The sequence below is a fragment of the Cupriavidus sp. a3 genome (assembly GCF_051015765.1).
GTDB lineage: Bacteria > Pseudomonadota > Gammaproteobacteria > Burkholderiales > Burkholderiaceae > Cupriavidus > Cupriavidus oxalaticus_A.
In genome coordinates this window covers 553,888-573,084 of the sequence record NZ_CP170643.1, presented here as the reverse complement: position 1 = coordinate 573,084, position 19,197 = coordinate 553,888, and the positions used below count along the sequence as shown (strand labels likewise).

Sequence of the window (19,197 nt, the reverse complement as noted above, 5' to 3'; positions counted from 1 at the left end):
AAGGCATACGGGCGACCGTACGCCCACATCTAACCTGCTCAGTTACAACGCATTCGCGTGTACCGCGTCCAAGGCATCACAAACAATTGCCAATTGCTCGGCGAGCGCTGTTGAAGCCGGCATCATTGGCAAACGCAGTTCCTCAGACAGCAAGCCTTGCCTGGCCAGTAATGCCTTGACCGGTCCAGGGTTAGGTTCTGCAAACATCAGCCGAATCAGCGGCATCAGGGCATGGAAAAGCTCGCGGGCAACGCTCAGGCGCTGGTCATCCACAGCGCGCCACAGCTCCGAAAAGAGATCAGGCCGAATGTGCGCTGACGCAACGATCGCGCCCTGCCCGCCCATGCATAGCGTGGCAAGCAGTTGGTGATCCTCTCCCGCGAGAACTGCCAGGCGGCCATCGGCGATTAACGCTTGCGTGGTTTCAGCATTGCCGCCGCAGTCCTTGATTCCTCGAATATTGCCGTGGCTTGCCAACGAGAGCAGCGTTTCGGCGCTCAGCGTCACACCGCTTCGGTAGGGGATGTCATAAAGCACCAAGGGTGCCCGAGATCTGTCGGCCAGCTCGCGAAAATACCCCTTCAATCCTTCCTGCGACGGTCTTATGTAGTACGGTGCAGGCGCCAGCACCCCCGCCAGCGGACGTTCGCCAATCCTGTCCAGACGGCCAAGCACATGCCGGAGATTGTTGCCAGCCAGGCCCATCATGACCGGCAACTCCCCGACCTCGGCCAGCACGGTATCCAGCACCGCCAACTGTTCCGCCTCATCGAGCGCGGCGGCTTCGCCGGTGCTGCCGCACACCACCAATCCCGCCAGGCCGCTGCAGCGGTAATAGGCCACTAGCCGCCGCAGCGCGACGTGATCAACCTCATGGTTGCGAAAAGGGGTGACCAGGGGTAGCCAGATACCACGATAGAGATATTCCACTTCTTGCATTGCATGCTCCGGATCGACCGATTCGGAAACCGCACAGGCAAGCGACGGAGCAAGATGCGCTCAAGACAGTAAGGGGGATTGGCAGACCGTCTTTTACATTGATGCTGTTCCGTCGCTCAACTGACGGAACAGCGCGCTCCGGTCAGATGAGCGACTGTTTTTTGAATTTGGCGCGCGCGCCCCACTGCGGCTGGTTCGCAGTGAGATCAAGAGAGAGGGAGGCGGGGCGGCGGCTCATGGTTGCGTCAATCTATCCGCTTCTCCGCAATCTCGTCAAGCCTGGCTTGGAAGGGCTCTCCTCCAAGGGGCTATCGAATCAACGCCCCCAACCCGGCTCTTCGCGGTACGGCATCCAGCGAAAACAACTCCATTCGCGCAGCATCAAAGCGCGCACACTCGGCCTTAAGCCACGTAGAGAAAATGGTCGTGCGCCGATCCTCAGGATTACGAGAATGCAGCATGTAGCGCGCCGGCGCGCGTACGTGCTTGCCGAAGACATTCACCAGCCGTCCGCTCCTGATCTCGTCATAGACCAGGGCCGTGCGCCCCATCGCCACCCCCTTGGTGGTTCAGCGCCGCGCTGATGGCAAGGCTCGACAGATTGAATTGCGGCCCCTCCAGCTGCGCAATCCATGCCGGATGAAAGGCCTCAAGCTACGTCCGCCATTCCACGAACTCGGCTGCGCCGACCAATGGAGATGCGTCATGCAGCAACACAACGCCGTCGAGCGAAGCGCCATCAGATAACCCAGAATGCCGGGCGAGGTACTCGGGCGTGGCCACAGGAATCAGGTACTCATCCAGCAAAACGTCAGCGTGCAACTGTCTGTAGCGGACGGGGTCGTAGCGAACTGCCACGTCAATGTCTTCCGCGTCCGAAGCCGGCCGCGTCGTGGATGCCGCGCATCCGCTCTTCGTCTATCTGCCCTGCGGTGTCGGCGGCGCACCGGGTGGTATCACTTACGGTCTCAAGGCACTGTTCGGCGAACATGTGCACTGCTTCTTCGCCGAGCCCGTGGCCTCCCCGTGCGTACTGGTGCAGTTGGCCTCAGGTGCGCAAGCTCCCGTATCCGTCTACCACATCGGCCTGGAATAACCGGACCGACGCCGATGGCCTCGCCGTCGGCCAGGCATCGCATCTGGTCAGCCCGTTGATGGGTTCCCAACTCGCCGGCGTGTTCACCGTCCCCGACGTTGACATCCTCCTCTCCCTCGACCTTCGGTCGCCGCTTGTCGGCGGAATGGAAGGGGATTCCTACGGCGCTACGCGGTGAGCTGCGCAGCCACTTCGGTGGGTTCCTGTTTCGCAGAGCGGCCTAACTGCACCGGCTCTCCACAGGCTGCAACGCGGTGTCCCCGCGCCAAAACGTTGATCGCGCCGACCACGTCGGCGTTTTCCTCGAAACCGCATTCGATGCAGGCGAACCGAGCTTGCGTAAGCCTGTTGTCCGCGCTTACGCAACCGCACGCCGGACACGTCCGGCTCGTGTTCTCGGGCGGCACTGCGACAAGCCAGCCGCCGTTCCATACCAGCTTGTATTCCAACTGGCGGCGGAATTCGAACCAGCCCTGATCCAGAATCGCTTTGTTCAGGCCGGACTTGGCCCGAATGTTCTTGCCCGGCTTCTCGGCACTGCCCGCTGCCGACCTGGACATGCTCCTCACCTGCAAGTCCTCGATACACACCATCGCGTGGTTTTGGCTGATCGTGGTCGTGGCTTTGTGCAGGTAATCGCGGCGGGCATTGCCGATGCGGGCGAGAATGCGCTGGACGCGGGCTTTCGCCTTCTTCCAGTTGCTGCTGAATTTCTGTTTGCGGCTCATCGTCCGCTGCGCTCGGCCCAGCCGAGCTTCGTGCCGCTTGAAACTATTGAGCGGTGCAAGGTAGCTGCCGTCGCTGAGTGTCGCAAAGCGTGTCACGCCAACATCGATGCCGACGGCGCTGGTGCCCTGAGGCACGGGCTGCTCGACCTCACGTTGCGTCTGGATCGAGACGAACCACTTGCCCGCGCTCATGGATACTGTAGCGTTGCGCACCTCGCCCTGCACATTCCGGCTGTTGCGGTAGTGCAGCCATCCAAGTTTGGGCAGGAAGATACGACTGTTGGCCTGATCCAGCTTGATCTGTTTCGGGTCCGAGTAGCGGAAGCTGTCGCGTTGCCCCTTCTTCTTGAAGCGCGGGAACGCGGCCCGTTTGGCGAAGAGACACGTACCACAGCACCGCGCCTGCCATCTTCATCATCGCCGCCGCGCTTGTCTCCAGCGCCCTGATCGCCCTAAGCTTTGATCCAAAGAAGGTCAATCGCTGATCGCGCGCAACACATAGCTCCCGGAGGCATTCCCGTGACTTCAGACCAATTGCCCGTCCGCCTGGCCGTTGCCGGACTCATCCACGAGACCAACACGTACGCCGCCGAATTCGCGGGCATGACGCCGCTGCGCGCGTTCGAACAGTATCGGGGCGACGAAATCCTGGCGGCGTTCGACAAATCGAATCATCAGGTGGGCGGCTTTATCGAAGGCGCGCGCAGGACCGGCGCCACGCTCATTCCCACCTATGTCGGGCAGGCGACGCCCTCGGGCACGATCGAAGCCGGCGCGTATGCCGCCATGAAGCAAGACATCCTCGAATGCATTCGCGCTGCGCTGCCGGTTGACGGCGTGCTGCTGGCCCTGCATGGCGCCGGTGTCGCCGACGGCACTGAAGACGTCGAAGGCGATCTGGCGCTTGCCGTTCGTGCGCTGGTCGGGCCGGGTGTCCCGATTGCCGCGGTCTACGATTTGCACGGCAACATGACGGACGCGATGCGCGACGCTTGCGACCTGACATTGCCGTGCAAGCTGTATCCGCATACCGACTTCCATGACCGGGGCGTCGAAGCCGTCGAGCTGCTGCTTGAGATGATTCGGGGCGGGCTCAAACCGGTCACCGCAATGCGACGCCTGCCGATGCTGCCGTACATCGTGACGACACAAGACGGGTTCATCCCAGCGGAAGTCAACGACGTTTGCCGGAAGCTGGCCGCACAGCCCGGCGTCATCGACTGCTCGTGGTTCCACGGCTTCCCCTACGCGGATATCGCGGCCCCCTGCCCGGCGGTCGTGTGCACCACAACCGGAGACGCCGCGCTTGCGCAGCGTTGCGTCGACGAAGTCGCGCAATGGATCTGGTCGCATCGCGAGGCGTTCCGTTCGACGTTTCCGCCCCCCGCACAGGGCGTCGCCCTTGCCCTGTCGGCGGCAGAGGGGCCTGTCGTTGTCAACGAGTACGCAGACAACCCGGGCGGCGGCACACCCGGAGACGGCACGCATCTGCTTCGTGCGTTACTGGACGCCAATCCGCCCGCCGGCACGTGCTGTTTCGCGTCGATCAATGATGCTGCCGTGGTTGCACAAGCACAGCGCGCGGGTGTCGGCGTCACGATCAGGGTCTCACTGGGTGGCAAGCAAGGCCGCTTCCAGGGCGCGCCCATTGAGGCCGATGCCTATGTGAAATGCATCACGGACGGGCGCTTCGTGAATCGCCCTGGATCGATGTTCGAAGGTGTTCGCTTCGACCTGGGGGTGATGTGTCGCCTCATCATCAACGGTGTCGATGTCATCGTGGCTTCGCGTGCCGAGCAGATCTTTGATGTCGAGCCGTTTGTGCTGCATGGGCTGGATGTCACTGGGTACAAGCTCGTTGCGATCAAGGGGGCCAACCACTTCCGTGCTGGATATCGGACGGTGGCTAAGCAGATCATTTCTGTCGACAGTGAGGGCTTGAGTACAGCTGCGATTGCGTCGTTTCCGCGTGAAAGGCTCGCTGGGGCGTTTTGGCCCTTGTCGGATGAGGTGCGCTTCGATGGCGGTGCCGATGTCGCATGACGGAAGCGAGACTACGTCATCAAACGAGTTGGGTGCCCCGTGCGCAATCGCGGCGGCCGCAGCGGCTATCCCGATGAACAGGCCCACGCGCGTGGGGAGCATGTGCCCAGCCTCCTTCGCGTAATTCTTCCGAGGGATCTTTGACGTCTTGGCCTCCTAGCCGATCGCCGGGCCATCGTGGTGCCTGACGTGCCCTTATAGGAGATTGCCAGCGGCAACGGTCATGCGTAGCCTATTTCATCGTCAAGTGATGAACACACTCTCGCAGCGGCCTTACCGCACCCGGACAGCTTGCGGTCATCCTCTCAGGAGCCGCCATGAAAATCAAATCCACTGGCACGCACGTACGGACTATCAAGATTAGTCGGACTCAATTCCCGGCTGTTCCAAGTAACAACAATAACTTCACTGGTCTGCGGACGATCCCTTGGATTCGCTTGCGAGGTCTTTGGTTGGAGCGGGCTGGATTCAGCGTCGGCCAATCCCTGAAGGTTAGAGTTCAGCATAAGCGGATAGTTATTTGGGTGGAGTAACGTAGACAGTCAATCCGGTGGGCGCCGGCGACGGCACCTACCGACCCATCTTGGTCCGTCATGTCGTTACTGCGTCTGGCTGGCAACGGATGACTAGGAGACATAGCCTCCCCGCAGTGATGCTCGTTAGTGGGTGTCGCCTGCGTCTCTGAGGCGCTTGAGAAACCACCTTCCAGCAGGCCCGGGCGGTGTGTCCTTCCTAAAGACTGCAAACATGGCGATGGGCGGCGTATGTGGCTGGAACGCTTCGAGTCGCAGGGGCACTAGCTTGCCGCTGTCCAGGTCATCCTGAACCATTGCCACCGGCATATGGCCCCATCCAAAGCCAGCGCGCAAGAATGCGTGCTTGGCTCCTAGATCGGCAAGGCGCCATATCTGTGGAGAGAAAACGCCGAAAGTGGTGCCCTCTGTGAGGGTCGTGCGGTCCGTCAGCACGAGTTGGACGTGCTCCTTGAGATCCACCGGCCCTAGGATCCGATTCGTTGATGCCAGGGGATGGGACGAGGCAGAGACCGTAATCATTGGCACATCCAGCAATTTCTCGGCATCGAGAATTTCTGGGACCGATGGCATCGAGCCGCTGATTCCGAGCCGGCATGTCTGGGCGAGTACCGGCTGCATGACAGCACCCAGCGCTTCGACGTAAAGGCGTAATGGTGTGTGCGGAAACTCGCTTCGAAATGCACCGACGGCGTCTGTCAGTGATGTCATTGGATACATGACGTCCACCACGACAGAGAGCTCGGGCTCGAGTCCGTCGGAAATTGTCCGCGCCTTCGCCTTAAACCCGTCCATGCCACCCACCACCAGCCGCGCCTGCGCAAGTAAGGCCGATCCTTCGTCCGTCAGCTTTGGATAACGGCCCGCCCGATCGAAGAGCTGCACGCCGATCTGACTCTCTAAGTTGGCCAGCGTATGGCTGACCACGGATTGCGCTCGCCGGAGTTTGCGGCCTGCGGCGGAGAAACTGCCTTCGTCGGCGGCAGCGATGAAGGTGCGAAGCTGGTCCAGCGAGACGGCATCGAGCATATATCTATGGAGTAGATGGATTGCATCTAGAAATATAGGCTACCTTGATGGTTGTCAAGTCTCTAATCTTCGTTCATCCACTCTTTGAAAGGATGAACACTATGAACTCGAACCTGAACACCTCGCTGAACGAAAACTCCGCCATCCCCGCCGTTGGCCGCACCCTCATCGCGGTCATCTTTTTCATCAGCGGCTTCGGCAAGCTGATGGCACCTGGCGCAACGATGGCCTATATCGGATCGCTGGGTCTGCCCGCGCCAGCGCTCGGACTGATTGGCGCACTGGTGCTGGAACTGGCGAGCGCCGCACTCCTGGTCATTGGCTACAAGACGCGCGTGGTGGCTCTCCTGCTTGCTGCCTACGCTGTCGTGACCGCGCTGATCTTTCACCACGCGCTCGCTGACCAGAATCAGATGTTCCATTTCCTGAAAAACCTGGCGATGGCCGGTGGTCTCCTGCAGGTAGTGGCGTTCGGCCCCGGCGCCTTCAGTCTGGACAACCGTCGCGCGCCGGCCAAGCGCGTTGCCGCCTGACACATCGCAGGAGAAGACATCATGAGCATTGCCACAACGCTTCTGGAGCAACATCTCCAGTTCCTAGTCGACAAGCCGGAGCAATGGCAGGAACTAATCGCCGACAGCATCGTCTGGGATCTGCCGTACGCACCCAGCCTGGGTCATCCGCTGAAACTCGAAGGACGTGAATCTGTGCTGCGGCATGCGAGCTGGTTCGTGGGGGCGGTCAGGAACTTTCGCTTCTCCGATGCCATCGTGACTGCGACGGACGATCCGCAGCAGGCGATTGCTCGGGTGCGTGGGGAGGGCCTGATCGCGGCGACCGGCCGTACCTACCGCCAGGAGTATGTCGTGTTTCTGACAGCCCGCGACGGTCGCATCGTGCATCTGCGCGAGTATTTCGACCCGGTTCAGGCAGCCCTTGCCCTTGACGCGCCTGTAGTGGGCGTCGCCTCCAGGAGCATCTGATGAAAGCCATCCAAGTAACTGGCTACGGCAGCCCCAGCGGCATGACGCTGGTCGAGGCGGACGACCCCGTACCGGGCGACAACGAAGTCTTGATCGACATTGCCGCGGCATCGGTGAATCCGATTGACTGGAAGATCGTCAGTGGCGCCATGCGGGCGTTTATTCCACTGCCGTTGCCTTTCACCCCTGGGGTTGATGCTGCAGGGACCGTCATCGCCGTGGGGCGCAACGTCACAAGACTGAAGCCGGGCGATGAAGTGATGGGATTCATCGGGATTGTCGGGGCTTTCGCCACGCGCGCCGTCGTGGAGGCCACCCGCCTGGCGCGCAAGCCTGCGTCCTTGGCTTTCGCGGAAGCCGCGGCGATTCCCGCTGCAACGCTGACGGCATGGCAGGCGCTCCACGAGCATGGGGGCTTGCATGCCGGGCAGTCGGTCCTAATCCACGGGGCCGCAGGCGGCGTAGGCACTGCGGCCGTGCAGCTTGCCAAGTTGGCCGGCGCCCACGTCATCGGCACCGGTTCAGCCCAGAGCCGCGAATATGTAGCAAGCCTCGGCGCCGATGCCTTTATTGACTACCGCACCGAGGATTTCGCCGCGCGGGTCTCGGGATTGGACCTCGTCCTCGACCTGATTGGCGGTGAAACTCAGGAGCGTTCATGGTCGGTGCTGAAGCCGGGCGGCACCCTGGTGTCGACGGTGGCAAGGCCCGACGCAGCTCGAGCCAAAGGAACGCAGGCGACCGGCAGACATTTCGCTACGCGTAGCGACGCGCCCCAGCTCGAGAAACTGGCTACGCTCCATGCATCGGGCGATCTGCGTACCCAGATCGATTCGGTCTTTGTGCTCTCAGACGTTAGCCAGGCGCTCGACCACAGCAAGGGCGGCCACGTGAAAGGCAAGGTCGTTGTGGCCGTGGCCCAGTAGAGTGCGCCTAGGCGCCAAAGCGAACCGCCGGTGACAGGGTGAAAGACTCGCGCATGTCGCGTGCCTCCTCAACCGGCGTTCGCCCGAAAAGCCGCTTGAACTCCCTGCTGAACTGCGAAGTACTCTCGTAGCCGACGCGTCCCGATGCTGCCGCAGCCGTGACGCCGTCGCGAATCATCATCAGGCGCGCTTGATGAAGGCGGGTGGACTTGATGTACTGGATTGGCGACGTCTGGGTCACCGTGCGGAAGTTGGCGTGAAACGCTGGCACGCTCATGCCGGCCTCTTCAGCCAGGCATGAGACATTCAGGGGCGCCGCATAATCCGCATGGATACGCTTCAGCGCTCTTGCGATGCGGCCGAAGCGCCCGTGGTGAGCGAGAGCGGCACGCATCGCGCCTCCCTGTGCCCCCGTCAACACGCGGTAGCAGATTTCCCGCACCAGGCCCGGACCCAGGATCCGGGCATCCATCGGCACGGTCAATGCCTCCAGCAACCTGACGGTTGTACCGGCCAGATTCTCGTCCAGCTCCGTAGACACCATGCCGTTGGGTGGCTCTTCAGGCAGATCTCCCGCTGCACCGATCTGCGTGATCAGTTCGCTGAGTTCGAGGAGGTCCAGACGGATGGACACCGCCAGCATGGGTTCCTCTGGCGAAGCCTGGGTTTCCGTGGAAAACGGCAGCGGTACCGACAGTACAAGATAGTGCTGCGCGTCGTAGACATAGACCTCATTGCCCAGAAAGCCAAGCTTGCGGCCCTGGCACACGATCACGATGCTTGGCTCGTATAGCACCGGTGTGCGCCCAAGGGGCCGATCCGAACGCATCAGCCGCACGCTGTCGAGCGTCGACTGCGTGTAGCCCTCGTTGGGCGCCAGTTTCTCGATCAAACGAATCATCTTGACGGAAGCGGGGGAGCGGACCTTGGACACAAAGCCTCCTGTTGTTTGCCTGCAGCCGCCATTCTAGCCGCGTCTTGCACACCGTACCAGCCGGATCAATAGGAATAGGCAATAACGGCATCGGTCCGTGTATTCGCCTGCAGGCAGGTCATCCCTATCATTCATTCACCGGCCGACGAACCATACCGCTTCATTGAAGGCCGAAACGTGACTGCAGAGCGCGCCGCATCAAGCGCTGAACCCTGCGGTCAGATCCGAACCAACAATAGGAGTATGCAACATGGCAATCGCCACCAACGAATCGAAAGTTATTCTGATCACCGGCGCCAGCAGCGGCATCGGCGAGGGCGCCGCTCGCCTGCTCGCCGCGCAAGGACACCGGCTCGTGATCGGTGCACGCCGGACCGACCGGCTCGCCGAGTTGGCGGCATCGATCGAAGCCTCCGGCGGCGTGGTTCGTTACCGCGAGCTCGACGTGACGTCGGCCGATGACGTGGCGGCATTCGCCCGCTTCGCGCTCGATGCCTTCGGCCGCATCGACGTCCTCATCAATAACGCGGGCGTGATGCCGCTTTCGCCCCTCAACGCCCTGAAGGTCAGCGAATGGAACCGGATGATCGACGTGAACATTCGTGGGGTGCTGCATGGCATTGCCGCCGTGCTGCCGACGATGGAGGCGCAAGGGCTCGGCCAGATCATCAATATTTCCTCGATTGGTGGACTCTCCGTGTCGCCCACTGCCGCGGTCTACTGCGCGACCAAGTTCGCCGTGCGTGCCATCTCCGACGGGCTGCGCCAGGAGACCGACAAGATCCGCGTGACGGTGATCTGCCCCGGCGTCGTGGAGTCCGAGCTGGCCGATTCGATCTCTGATGACACCGCGCGTTGCGCGATGCAGGAGTTCCGTCGCATCGCCATTACGCCCGACGCCATCGCTCGCGCCATTGCATACGCGGTGGAGCAGCCCGCCGAAGTCGACGTCAGCGAGATCGTCGTACGGCCCACCGCCAGCCCGTTCTGATCCAGGCAGCACGCGGAACCCAAATCAATCAGGAGAACATCATGACATCACGAAACACGGCAGGCGGCGCCTTTGCAGGCAAGGTCGCCATCGTTACCGGTGCAGCCAGTGGCATCGGCCTGGCCACGACCGAACTGCTTCACGCCGAAGGCGCGAATGTGATTGCCGTTGGCCGCAGCAGCAACGTGGAAGCACTGGCGCGACCTGGCATCGTTCCCATCGTCGCCGACGTGGCGCGCGAGGAAAGTGCCGTACAGGCCGTTGCCACGGCAATCGACCGGTTTGGCAAGCTCGACATCCTCGTCAACAACGCCGCGGTCATCATCAACAAGCCACTGGTGGACATGTCGCTGGAAGACTGGAATGGCATTCAGGCCGTCAATGCCACGGGCGCTTTCCTATTCTCGCGGGAAGCCATGCGCGCCATGCTGCCGGCAAAGACAGGCGCCATCGTCAACGTGGGGTCCTACGCCTGCTATCAGGCTTTTCCGTTGATTGCGGCCTATGCGGCGTCGAAGGGCGCGCTGGCGCAGTTGACGCGGGCCCTTTCGCTGGAAGCCATCGAACACGGCATTCGCGTCAATGCGGTGGGCTCCGGCGATGTCATTACCAACATTACCAACCACATCCATGCCGACGGCCAGGCGTTCCTCGCAGAGCATGGCAAGAAGGCACCGATCCGCCGCGCGGCACAGCCCAAGGAAATCGCCGAGGTAATCGCCTTCCTCGCATCGGAAAAGGCCAGCTTTATCGTCGGCGCCGTGGTCATGGCCGACGGTGGCATGAGCGTGGCCCTGCCTTGATCAACGTCTTGACCGCATATTTATCTGAAGGAATTTTCATCATGAAACAAGCATCCCGTACATGGTTCATCACAGGCGCGTCGAAGGGCGTCGGTCAGAAACTCGTTGCCCACCTGCTGGAGCAAGGCCACCGGGTAGCGGCAACGTCCCGCATAGCCGCATCGCTGACGGAGACATTTGGTGGCGCATCCGACCGCTTTCTACCTTTGGAAGTTGACCTGACCAGCGACCGCAGTGTCCAGGCGGCCGTCGAGAAGACAGTGCAATGGTTCGGCGTGATCGACGTGGTCGTCAACAATGCCGGCTATGCCCAGCAAGGCACGGTCGAGGCACTGTCCGACGACGAACTGCGCGGCAATTTCGAGGTCAACTTCTTCGCACCGATGGCTGTACTGCGCCATGCGCTGCCGCAGCTTCGTCGCCAGCGCAGCGGGCACATCATCAACATCTCCTCCATCGTGGGCTACCAGGGCGGGTATGCGGGCTGGGGCAGCTACGTCGCGAGCAAGTTCGCACTGTCAGGCTTGACGGAATCCCTGGCGGCGGAAGTCGCGGAACTGGGTATCCGAGCCACTGTGGTCTATCCGGGGCCTGTGCGCACGGACTTTCTGTCGAACGGTGCGCTCGCAGTGGCCAAGCGACAGATCGACGACTACTCGGAGGCCAAGGCTTCGCTGGACCTGCATCTCGATACTCTACATGGCCATCAGGCCGGCGATCCTGACAAGCTCGCCCTGCTGATCATGCAGGCCGCTGCGGTCGAATCGGCGCCGTTGCATCTGTTCGCCGGCAAGATCGCCAATGAACTTGCGGCTGCGAAAGCTAACGCTGTTGCAAAGGATCTCGACACCTGGAGGGGCTCGTCCGAGGCTACCGACTTTGCAGACTGATCGATAGTGAGGGGGTCCCGGCTTTGCCGGGACTCTTTTCCTATAAGGCCTACGACACAACGTGGGCTTTGAGAATGTATCCACTCAGGCCCCATAATGGCAGCTTTGGCCAAGATGGGACATTCGAAGAGCGTAGGGATATGTCTCAAACTGGCCGATTGCAGCCACCTTTTGTCTTGGTAGGTCCATAAAAAATGGGAGCCATCAGCTCCCATTTCTCATCATCAAAGCAAAAAAACTCAATCCCAGCTCAACGCCCCACCCGTCTGATACTCAATGACGCGCGTCTCGAAGAAGTTGCGTTCCTTCTTCAGATCAATCATCTCGCTCATCCACGGGAACGGGTTCTCCTCGTTCGGGAACAGCTGATCAAGACCAATTTGCTGGCAACGACGATTGCAGATAAACCGCAGATACGACTTGAACATCGGCGCATTCAAACCAAGCACCCCACGCGGCATCGTGTCTTCCGCATAGCGATACTCCAGATCCACCGCCTTCTTGAACAGTTCGGTGATCTCGGCCTTGAACTCCGCCGTCCAAAGATGCGGATTCTCCAGCTTGATCTGATTGATCAGGTCGATACCAAAATTGCAGTGCAGCGACTCATCCCGCAGGATGTACTGATACTGCTCCGCAGCCCCAGTCATCTTGTTCTGCCGCCCCATCGCCAGGATCTGCGTGAAGCCCACATAGAAGAACAGCCCTTCCATGATGCAGGCGAACACGATCAGCGACTTCAGCAGCTTCTGGTCGTTTTCCGGCGTGCCGGTCTTGAACGACGGGTCGGTCAGCGTGTCGATGAACGGGATCAGGAACTCGTCCTTGTCGCGGATCGACTGCACTTCGTGGTACGCGTTGAAGATCTCGGCTTCGTTCAGGCCCAGCGATTCAACGATGTACTGGTAGGCGTGCGTGTGGATGGCCTCTTCAAAGGCCTGGCGCAGCAGGTACTGGCGGCATTCCGGCGCGGTGATCTGGCGGTAGGTGCCCAGCACGATGTTGTTGGCGGCCAGCGAGTCGGCGGTGACGAAGAAGCCCAGGTTGCGCTTGATGATGCGGCGCTCGTCTTCGGTCAGGCCGTTGGGGTCTTTCCACAGGGCGATGTCGCGCGACATGTTGATTTCCTGCGGCATCCAGTGGTTGGCGCAGCCGGCCAGGTACTTTTCCCACGCCCACTTGTACTTGAACGGGACGAGCTGGTTGACGTCGGTTGAGCCGTTGATGACGCGCTTGTCGGCGGCGTTGACGCGGCGGTTGCTCTGCGCGGCGGCGGCGTTGGGGTTGTTGCCCAGGATGCCGGCTTGCGTGGCGCTCGGCGGCAGGACGCCTTGCTGGTCAGCGGTGGCAGCCGATGCAGCGGGTTGCAGGGCAGGCTGCGGTGCGGCCTGCGGGGTGGCTTGAACGTCGTCGTCCCAGCTCAGCATGATGTGGTTCTCCGTGATTCGGTTTGGGGGCGGCGGTGGTCAGTGTTTTTTGACTTGTGCAACTTCGTGGTTGCGCCGGCCCTCTCCCCCGGCCCCTCTCCCGCGGGCGGGAGAGGGGAGCGGGGGGTTAGGTAAGGCTTACTGACAGGCTTCGCACTCTTCGAAGCCGGGGTCGCCCGGGCGCATCGTGCAGACCGCGCCTTCGGCTTCCGGCATGGCCGGGGCCGAGGCGGCCGCTGCGTCCAGGGCCGAGCCGCTGTCGCTGCCCGACGACACCGCGTTCAGCGAGCCGCGCGACACGGTGGACTTCTCCACGTGCGTGGCAGCCATGGTGCGCAGGTAGTACGTGGTCTTCAGGCCGCGCACCCATGCCAGCTTGTAGGTGTCGTCCAGCTTCTTGCCCGACGCGCCGGCCATGTAGATGTTCAGCGACTGGGCCTGGTCGATCCACTTCTGGCGGCGGCTGGCGGCTTCCACCAGCCAGGTCGGCTCGACTTCAAACGCGGTGGCGTAGATGTCGCGCAGGTCTTGCGGAATGCGGTCGATGCGCGACAGCGAGCCGTCGAAGTACTTCAGGTCGGCAACCATCACCTCGTCCCACAGGCCGCGTTCCTTCAGGTCGCGCACCAGGTAGTCATTGACCACGGTGAACTCGCCCGACAGGTTGGACTTGACGTACAGGTTCTGGAAGGTCGGCTCGATGCAAGCGGACACGCCGATGATGTTCGAAATGGTCGCGGTCGGGGCGATCGCGATGCAGTTCGAGTTGCGCATGCCGTGCTGCTTGATGCGGGCGCGCAGGCTGTCCCAGTCCATGGTGCTGGACAGGTCCACTTCCAGGTAGCCGCCGCGCTCTTCGGCCAGCAGCTTGAGCGAATCTTGCGGCAGGATGCCACGGTCCCACAGCGAGCCTTCGTAGGTGCTGTAGCGGCCGCGCTCTTCGGCCAGCTCGGTCGAAGCCTGGTAGGCGTAGTAGCACACCGCTTCCATCGAGGTGTCGGCGAACTGCACCGCGGCCTTGCTTGCGTACGGCGTGCGCAGCACGTGCAGGCAGTCCTGGAAGCCCATGATGCCCATGCCGACCGGACGATGGCGCAGGTTGGAATTGCGCGCCTTCTCGACAGCGTAGTAGTTGATGTCGATGACGTTATCCAGCATCCGCATGGCGGTGCGGATGGTCTTCTGCAGCTTGGCGTGGTCGAGCGCGTACGAGCCGTCGGCCTGCTTGGCCAGGTGGGCCACCAGGTTGACCGAGCCCAGGTTGCAGACGGCGATTTCGCTGTCGTTGGTGTTCAGCGTGATTTCCGTGCACAGGTTGGAGCTGTGGACGACGCCGACGTGCTGCTGCGGGCTGCGGATGTTGCAAGGATCCTTGAAGGTGATCCACGGGTGGCCGGTCTCGAACAGCATGCCCAGCATCTTGCGCCACAGTTGCAGCGCCGGCAGCTTCTTGAACAGCTTCAGTTCGCCGCTGGCGGCCTTGGCTTCATAGCCCAGGTAGGCCTTTTCGAATTCCTTGCCGACCTTGTCGTGCAGGTCCGGGCAGGTGGCGGGCGAGAACAGGGTCCACTCGCCGCCTTCCATCACGCGCTTCATGAACAGATCCGGGATCCAGTTGGCCGTGTTCATGTCGTGGGTGCGGCGGCGGTCGTCGCCGGTGTTCTTGCGCAGCTCCAGGAATTCTTCGATGTCCAGGTGCCACGTTTCCAGGTAGGCGCAGACGGCGCCCTTGCGCTTGCCGCCCTGGTTCACGGCGACAGCGGTGTCGTTCACTACCTTCAGGAACGGGACCACGCCTTGCGACTTGCCGTTGGTGCCCTTGATGTGCGAGCCGAGTGCGCGCACGTTGGTCCAGTCATTGCCCAGGCCGCCGGCGAACTTGGACAGCAGCGCGTTTTCCTTCAGCGCTTCGTAGATGCCTTCCAGGTCGTCCGACACGGTGGTCAGGTAGCACGACGACAGCTGCGAGCGGCGGGTGCCGGAGTTGAACAGGGTCGGCGTGGACGACATGAAGTCGAACGACGACAGCAGCTGGTAGAACTCGATGGCGCGCGCTTCGCGGTCCTTCTCGTTCAGCGCCAGGCCCATGGCCACGCGCATGAAGAAGGCCTGCGGCATTTCGATGCGGGTTTCATCGATATGCAGGAAGTAGCGGTCGTACAGGGTCTGCAGGCCCAGGTAGTTGAACTGGAAGTCGCGGCCGGCGTCGAGCGCGGCGCCCAGGCGGGCCAGGTCATAGGTGGCCAGCTTTTCGTCCAGCAGCTCGGCTTCGATGCCGCGGGCGATGAACTTGGGGAAGTACTCGACGTAGCGGGCCGACATCTCCGTCTGGGTCACTTCGGCGCCCAGGATTTCCTTGCGGATGGTGTGCAGCAGGATACGGGCGGTGACCTGGCTGTAGTTGGGGTCCTTTTCGATCAGGGTACGCGCAGCCAGGATGGCGGAGTCGTACACCTGCGTCATCGGCACGCCTTCGTACAGGTTCTTCAGGGTTTCCTTCAGGATCGGCTCGGCGCTGACCGCATCGCCCAAACCGGAGCAGGCGTTGTCGATCAGGGCGTGCAGCGCGACGATGTCCAGCGGCTTGGTCACGCCGGCGTCTGTCACATTGATCTGGATGCCGGACTGCTGCACGCGGGCCACGGCCTGGGCGCTGGCGCTGGCGCGCTCCTGGGCGCGCTTCTCGCGGTACAGCACGTAGGCGCGGGCCACTTCATGCTCGCCCGAGCGCATCAGGGCCAGCTCGACGTGGTCCTGCACGTCTTCGATATGGATGGCGCCACCGCTCGGGCGGCTACGCACCAGCGCGCGCACCACGCTGTCGGTCAGTTGCTCGACGATCTCGCGCACGCGCGCGGAAGCTGCACCCTGCCCGCCGTTGACGGCGAGGAAGGCCTTGGTCATGGCGACGTTGATCTTGGACGGCTCGAACGCCACCACGGCGCCGTTGCGACGGATGATCTTGTGATCCGGGTAGCTGGTGGAAGCGGCGCTGGAGGTCTGTGCGTTCGGTGCCTGGCTGGCAACGCCGGCGGCGGCGCCACCCGTGGTGAGTTCGTTCTGGGCCGTTTGCATGTGAAGTCCTGTTTTTACCCTGGATTTAAGAGACAAAAGAGTCCCTGGCGAAATGCGGCGGAAAGAAGGATCCGTTTCGGTGTGACCGCGCACGGACAAACTGCCTTTGCGTGAACATTTCGCCAGGGACTCTTTGTGATTCGCTAGCTTTGCGGAGGTTTCCGGACGGGTTGCACTCGCTGTGCAACCGGCACCTCACACTTGGGCCAGCTCCCCGGTTTGACTACTAGATATAGTGGGTACTGCTGAAAACTTGGCTAAGTATAGTGAAACGAATCCGAATGACCAGTCTTGACAACCGTTATTTCGGGGTCGTTTCGCGGTCGGGCCGCCGCGTGCGGCAGCGCCACATGCCCGGGAGCCTAGTACACACAAGGGTTTCAGCGAAACCGTTCGCAACTGCACATTTCACAAAAATTTTTTTGATTGTTGCGAGCATGCGATAGCCCCTAACCTGCCTGGGGCATGTGTGCCAAAAAGGGGCGCACGACCATGGGGAATGACGTTACGAATTCATCACCCCGTGGTATGCCGATAGGGCAACATGCCTGGCGGCACTGCTGCACCGGCGGCGAAGCGGTCCCAGTCGAAATGCGGGCCGGGATCGGTCTTGCGCCCCGGGGCGATGTCGCTGTGGCCGGCAATCGCGCGCACCGGGTAGGCCGCCATCAGGGCCGGGACCAGGGCGGCCACGGTGTCGTACTGGGCGGGGGTGAACGGCAGGTCGTCGCAACCCTCGATCTCGATGCCGATCGAGAAGTCGTTGCAGCGCGTGCGGCCGAAGAAGTCGGACTGGCCGGCATGCCAGGCCCGCTGCGTGCACGGCACGAACTGCACCAGCTCGCCCTGCCGCGTCACCAGGAAGTGCGCGGACACCTGGACCTGGTGGATGGTGGCGAAGAACGGGTGCTTGTCCGGGTCGAGCCGGTTCTGGAAGAACGCTTCGATGTCGCCGCTGCCGAACTGGCCGGGCGGCAGGCTGATGTTGTGCAGCACCACCAGGTCCACGGGCATGCCGGTGGGCCGTTCGTCGAAATTGGGCGACGGCACGCGGCGGGCGGCGGGTACCCAGCCGTCTGCGTCTGGGAGGAAGGCACGCACCTGTGCAGGCAGATTGGGCTGGCTGGGCCTCGTCATGGCGTGCCCTCGCCCGCGCCGTCGCCGTTGTTCTCGGCCACGCCGCGGTCAGCGGCGTCCATGGCTTCGCGGATGCCAAGCTGCTGGATGCGGTAGCGCAGCTGGCGCAGGTTCAGGCCGAGCAGCGGCGCGGCAGCGGTGCGGTTGAAGTTGGTCTGCGCCAGTGCCTGCAAAATCAGTTCGCGCTCCACGGCTTCGAGCCGGGCCGGCAGGTCGATTGGGAAGACGATGCCGCGGCAGGCGCGCTCGGTGGCGTCGCCCTCGGGTTCGGGCTGGGTGGCGGGCGGTGCGGCAACCTGTGGCGCGGCAGCAGGTTCGGCCACGGCTGCGGGCGTGGGTGTCGCCGCGGGCGGCATCGGCGCCCACATGCCCGGCGCGCCCCAGGGGGCGTACTGGGTCGCAGGGACCGGTGACGCCATCGTGGGCGCGGGGGCCATCAGCCCGGCGCCGGGCGCGCCGGCATCCAGCGGGCCGAGGTCGGCCACCTCGATCTGCTCGCTCTCGGCAAAGGCGTAGGCACGCTCGAGCAGGTTTTCCAGTTCGCGGACGTTGCCCGGGAAGCGGTAGGCGGCCAGCTGCTCCAGCGCGGCCGGCGCCAGGCGCTTGGGATGCGGGTCGCCATAGCGCACCGCCAGGTGGTCCAGGATGGCGCGCGCCAGCACCGGGATGTCTTCGCCACGCTCGCGCAGCGTGGGCATGCGCAGCGCCAGCACGTTCAGGCGGTAATACAGGTCCTGGCGGAACTGGCCGGCGGCGACCATCGCGGCCAGGTCCTTGTGGCTGGCGCACATCACGCGCACGTCCACGGCATCTTCGCGGCTGGCGCCGATCTTGCGCACGCGGCGCTCCTGCAGCGCGCGCAGCAGCTTGACCTGCATGGCCAGCGGCAGGTCGGCCACCTCGTCGAGCAGCAGCGTGCCGCCGTTGGCGGCGTGGAAGAAGCCGCCGCGCTCACCGTCGGCGCCGGTGAAGGCGCCTTTGACGTGGCCGAAGAACTCCGACTCCATCAGCGTCTCGGGGATGGCGCCGCAGTTGACCGCGATGAACGGATGCGAGGCGCGCGCGCTGATCGCGTGGATGGCGCGCGCGGCGCGCTCCTTGCCGCTGCCCGATTCGCCGCTGATGACCACCGGGGCCATGCTGCGCGCCAGCCGCGACAGCGAGCGGCGCACCTCGTGCATGGCGGCGGAATGGCCGGGCAGCAACGCCGCGGCGCGGTCGGCGGCAGCGTCCGCGCCGGCGCTGCCGCCGGCATCGGCTTCGGTGCTGTCGCGCTGCTGGCGGCCGAGTGCGTTGAGCACCAGGCTGCGCAGCTGCTCCAGCGAGACCGGCTTGGCGATGTAGTCGAAGGCGCCGGCCTTGAGCGCCTCGACAGCGTTGTCGGCGCTGCCGTAGGCGGTGATGACCGCCACCGGGATGCGCTCGGGCGCGGCCGACAGCTGCCGCACGATCTCGATGCCCAGGCCGTCGCCCAGCCGCATGTCGGTCAGCACCAGGCTGTAGCGGCCCTGCGCCAGCTTCTGCCGCGCCTCGGCCAGCGAGCCGGCCAGCACCACGTCATGGCCCATGCGCCGGATGGAGATGTCGAGCAGCTCGCGCAGGTCGGCCTCGTCGTCGATGACGAGGATGGGATCGGGCGTACGGGGTGGCATGGTGGCGGGTG

The 19,197-nt window shown here is 62.9% G+C and carries 15 protein-coding genes and 2 pseudogenes; 9 read left to right on the top strand and 8 right to left on the bottom strand.

Translation table 11 applies throughout. The features are described from left to right. Positions 1–42: 42 nt before the first annotated feature. Complete coding sequence (dapA, locus tag ACAD63_RS02720) at positions 43–939, bottom strand: 4-hydroxy-tetrahydrodipicolinate synthase (RefSeq protein ID WP_434033386.1); 897 nt, start codon at positions 937–939, stop codon at positions 43–45. 874 nt (positions 940–1,813) lie between these two features. Here dapA and ACAD63_RS02715 point away from each other — a divergent pair. Continuing rightward, positions 1,814–2,153: pseudogene (locus ACAD63_RS02715) on the top strand (D-serine ammonia-lyase); the annotation flags it as partial. Positions 2,154–2,202: 49 nt separating this feature from the next. Here ACAD63_RS02715 and ACAD63_RS02710 read toward each other — a convergent pair. After that, positions 2,203–3,141 (bottom strand): annotated as a pseudogene (locus ACAD63_RS02710) (RNA-guided endonuclease InsQ/TnpB family protein); the annotation flags it as partial. A gap of 141 nt (positions 3,142–3,282) precedes the next feature. Here ACAD63_RS02710 and ACAD63_RS02705 point away from each other — a divergent pair. Both ACAD63_RS02705 and ACAD63_RS02700 read left to right on the top strand, forming a co-directional pair. After that, positions 3,283–4,806, top strand: coding sequence for a M81 family metallopeptidase (locus tag ACAD63_RS02705; RefSeq protein WP_434033385.1), 1,524 nt, complete (start codon positions 3,283–3,285; stop codon positions 4,804–4,806). Positions 4,807–5,123: 317 nt separating this feature from the next. After that, on the top strand, positions 5,124–5,339 hold the full coding sequence (locus ACAD63_RS02700; protein WP_434033384.1) for a SymE family type I addiction module toxin: 216 nt from the start codon (positions 5,124–5,126) through the stop codon (positions 5,337–5,339). Positions 5,340–5,465: 126 nt separating this feature from the next. On the opposite strand, the gene ACAD63_RS02695 is transcribed toward ACAD63_RS02700, so the two are convergent. Then, positions 5,466–6,368, bottom strand: coding sequence for a LysR family transcriptional regulator (locus tag ACAD63_RS02695; protein WP_135705956.1), 903 nt, complete (start codon positions 6,366–6,368; stop codon positions 5,466–5,468). A gap of 101 nt (positions 6,369–6,469) precedes the next feature. On the opposite strand from ACAD63_RS02695, the gene ACAD63_RS02690 reads away from it, so the two are divergent. Genes ACAD63_RS02690 through ACAD63_RS02680 form a run of 3 tightly spaced genes read left to right on the top strand, consistent with a single transcriptional unit; the run spans position 6,470 to position 8,277 of the window. Beyond that, complete coding sequence (locus ACAD63_RS02690) at positions 6,470–6,901, top strand: DoxX family protein (RefSeq protein ID WP_135705957.1); 432 nt, start codon at positions 6,470–6,472, stop codon at positions 6,899–6,901. 21 nt (positions 6,902–6,922) lie between these two features. After that, on the top strand, positions 6,923–7,351 hold the full coding sequence (locus ACAD63_RS02685; protein ID WP_135705958.1) for a nuclear transport factor 2 family protein: 429 nt from the start codon (positions 6,923–6,925) through the stop codon (positions 7,349–7,351). Next, positions 7,351–8,277 carry an NADP-dependent oxidoreductase gene (locus tag ACAD63_RS02680; RefSeq protein WP_135705959.1) on the top strand — a complete coding sequence of 309 codons (927 nt, stop codon included), beginning with the start codon at positions 7,351–7,353 and terminating at the stop codon, positions 8,275–8,277. Before ACAD63_RS02685 ends, ACAD63_RS02680 begins: the two co-directional genes overlap by 1 nt. A gap of 7 nt (positions 8,278–8,284) precedes the next feature. Here the strand turns inward: ACAD63_RS02680 and ACAD63_RS02675 are convergent, their stop codons facing one another. Further along, complete coding sequence (locus ACAD63_RS02675) at positions 8,285–9,178, bottom strand: AraC family transcriptional regulator N-terminal domain-containing protein (protein WP_434033958.1); 894 nt, start codon at positions 9,176–9,178, stop codon at positions 8,285–8,287. A gap of 283 nt (positions 9,179–9,461) precedes the next feature. Between ACAD63_RS02675 and ACAD63_RS02670 the strand changes: the two genes are divergently transcribed. Genes ACAD63_RS02670 through ACAD63_RS02660 form a run of 3 tightly spaced genes read left to right on the top strand, consistent with a single transcriptional unit; the run spans position 9,462 to position 11,895 of the window. Then, positions 9,462–10,202 (top strand): SDR family oxidoreductase, encoded by a 741-nt coding sequence (locus tag ACAD63_RS02670; RefSeq protein ID WP_434033383.1) that lies wholly within the window; start codon positions 9,462–9,464, stop codon positions 10,200–10,202. A gap of 41 nt (positions 10,203–10,243) precedes the next feature. Next, positions 10,244–11,005, top strand: a complete 762-nt coding sequence (locus ACAD63_RS02665; protein WP_135705960.1) for an SDR family NAD(P)-dependent oxidoreductase — start codon at positions 10,244–10,246, stop codon at positions 11,003–11,005. 41 nt (positions 11,006–11,046) lie between these two features. Then, complete coding sequence (locus tag ACAD63_RS02660; RefSeq protein WP_135705961.1) at positions 11,047–11,895, top strand: SDR family oxidoreductase; 849 nt, start codon at positions 11,047–11,049, stop codon at positions 11,893–11,895. 239 nt (positions 11,896–12,134) lie between these two features. Here ACAD63_RS02660 and ACAD63_RS02655 read toward each other — a convergent pair whose 3' ends face one another. From ACAD63_RS02655 to ACAD63_RS02640, 4 genes are all read right to left on the bottom strand, one after another. Further along, complete coding sequence (locus ACAD63_RS02655) at positions 12,135–13,322, bottom strand: ribonucleotide-diphosphate reductase subunit beta (protein ID WP_227313555.1); 1,188 nt, start codon at positions 13,320–13,322, stop codon at positions 12,135–12,137. 138 nt (positions 13,323–13,460) lie between these two features. Then, positions 13,461–16,397 (bottom strand): ribonucleoside-diphosphate reductase subunit alpha, encoded by a 2,937-nt coding sequence (locus ACAD63_RS02650; RefSeq protein ID WP_434033382.1) that lies wholly within the window; start codon positions 16,395–16,397, stop codon positions 13,461–13,463. Positions 16,398–16,913: 516 nt separating this feature from the next. Continuing rightward, positions 16,914–17,534, bottom strand: a complete 621-nt coding sequence (ampD, locus tag ACAD63_RS02645; protein WP_135705963.1) for a 1,6-anhydro-N-acetylmuramyl-L-alanine amidase AmpD — start codon at positions 17,532–17,534, stop codon at positions 16,914–16,916. Beyond that, positions 17,531–19,186, bottom strand: coding sequence for a sigma-54-dependent transcriptional regulator (locus tag ACAD63_RS02640; protein WP_434033381.1), 1,656 nt, complete (start codon positions 19,184–19,186; stop codon positions 17,531–17,533). Before ACAD63_RS02640 ends, ampD begins: the two co-directional genes overlap by 4 nt. Positions 19,187–19,197: the final 11 nt, after the last annotated feature.

What these genes read in the sequence shown, in the direction of transcription:
- dapA (WP_434033386.1), bottom strand. Translation starts at nt 939, where the DNA reads ATGCAAGAAGTGGAATATCTCTATCGTGGTATCTGGCTACCCCTGGTC.
- ACAD63_RS02700 (WP_434033384.1), top strand. Translation starts at nt 5,124, where the DNA reads ATGAAAATCAAATCCACTGGCACGCACGTACGGACTATCAAGATTAGT.
- ACAD63_RS02695 (WP_135705956.1), bottom strand. Translation starts at nt 6,368, where the DNA reads ATGCTCGATGCCGTCTCGCTGGACCAGCTTCGCACCTTCATCGCTGCC.
- ACAD63_RS02690 (WP_135705957.1), top strand. Translation starts at nt 6,470, where the DNA reads ATGAACTCGAACCTGAACACCTCGCTGAACGAAAACTCCGCCATCCCC.
- ACAD63_RS02685 (WP_135705958.1), top strand. Translation starts at nt 6,923, where the DNA reads ATGAGCATTGCCACAACGCTTCTGGAGCAACATCTCCAGTTCCTAGTC.
- ACAD63_RS02680 (WP_135705959.1), top strand. Translation starts at nt 7,351, where the DNA reads ATGAAAGCCATCCAAGTAACTGGCTACGGCAGCCCCAGCGGCATGACG.
- ACAD63_RS02675 (WP_434033958.1), bottom strand. Translation starts at nt 9,178, where the DNA reads ATGATTCGTTTGATCGAGAAACTGGCGCCCAACGAGGGCTACACGCAG.
- ACAD63_RS02670 (WP_434033383.1), top strand. Translation starts at nt 9,462, where the DNA reads ATGGCAATCGCCACCAACGAATCGAAAGTTATTCTGATCACCGGCGCC.
- ACAD63_RS02665 (WP_135705960.1), top strand. Translation starts at nt 10,244, where the DNA reads ATGACATCACGAAACACGGCAGGCGGCGCCTTTGCAGGCAAGGTCGCC.
- ACAD63_RS02660 (WP_135705961.1), top strand. Translation starts at nt 11,047, where the DNA reads ATGAAACAAGCATCCCGTACATGGTTCATCACAGGCGCGTCGAAGGGC.
- ACAD63_RS02655 (WP_227313555.1), bottom strand. Translation starts at nt 13,322, where the DNA reads ATGCTGAGCTGGGACGACGACGTTCAAGCCACCCCGCAGGCCGCACCG.
- ACAD63_RS02650 (WP_434033382.1), bottom strand. Translation starts at nt 16,397, where the DNA reads ATGCAAACGGCCCAGAACGAACTCACCACGGGTGGCGCCGCCGCCGGC.
- ampD (WP_135705963.1), bottom strand. Translation starts at nt 17,534, where the DNA reads ATGACGAGGCCCAGCCAGCCCAATCTGCCTGCACAGGTGCGTGCCTTC.
- ACAD63_RS02640 (WP_434033381.1), bottom strand. Translation starts at nt 19,186, where the DNA reads ATGCCACCCCGTACGCCCGATCCCATCCTCGTCATCGACGACGAGGCC.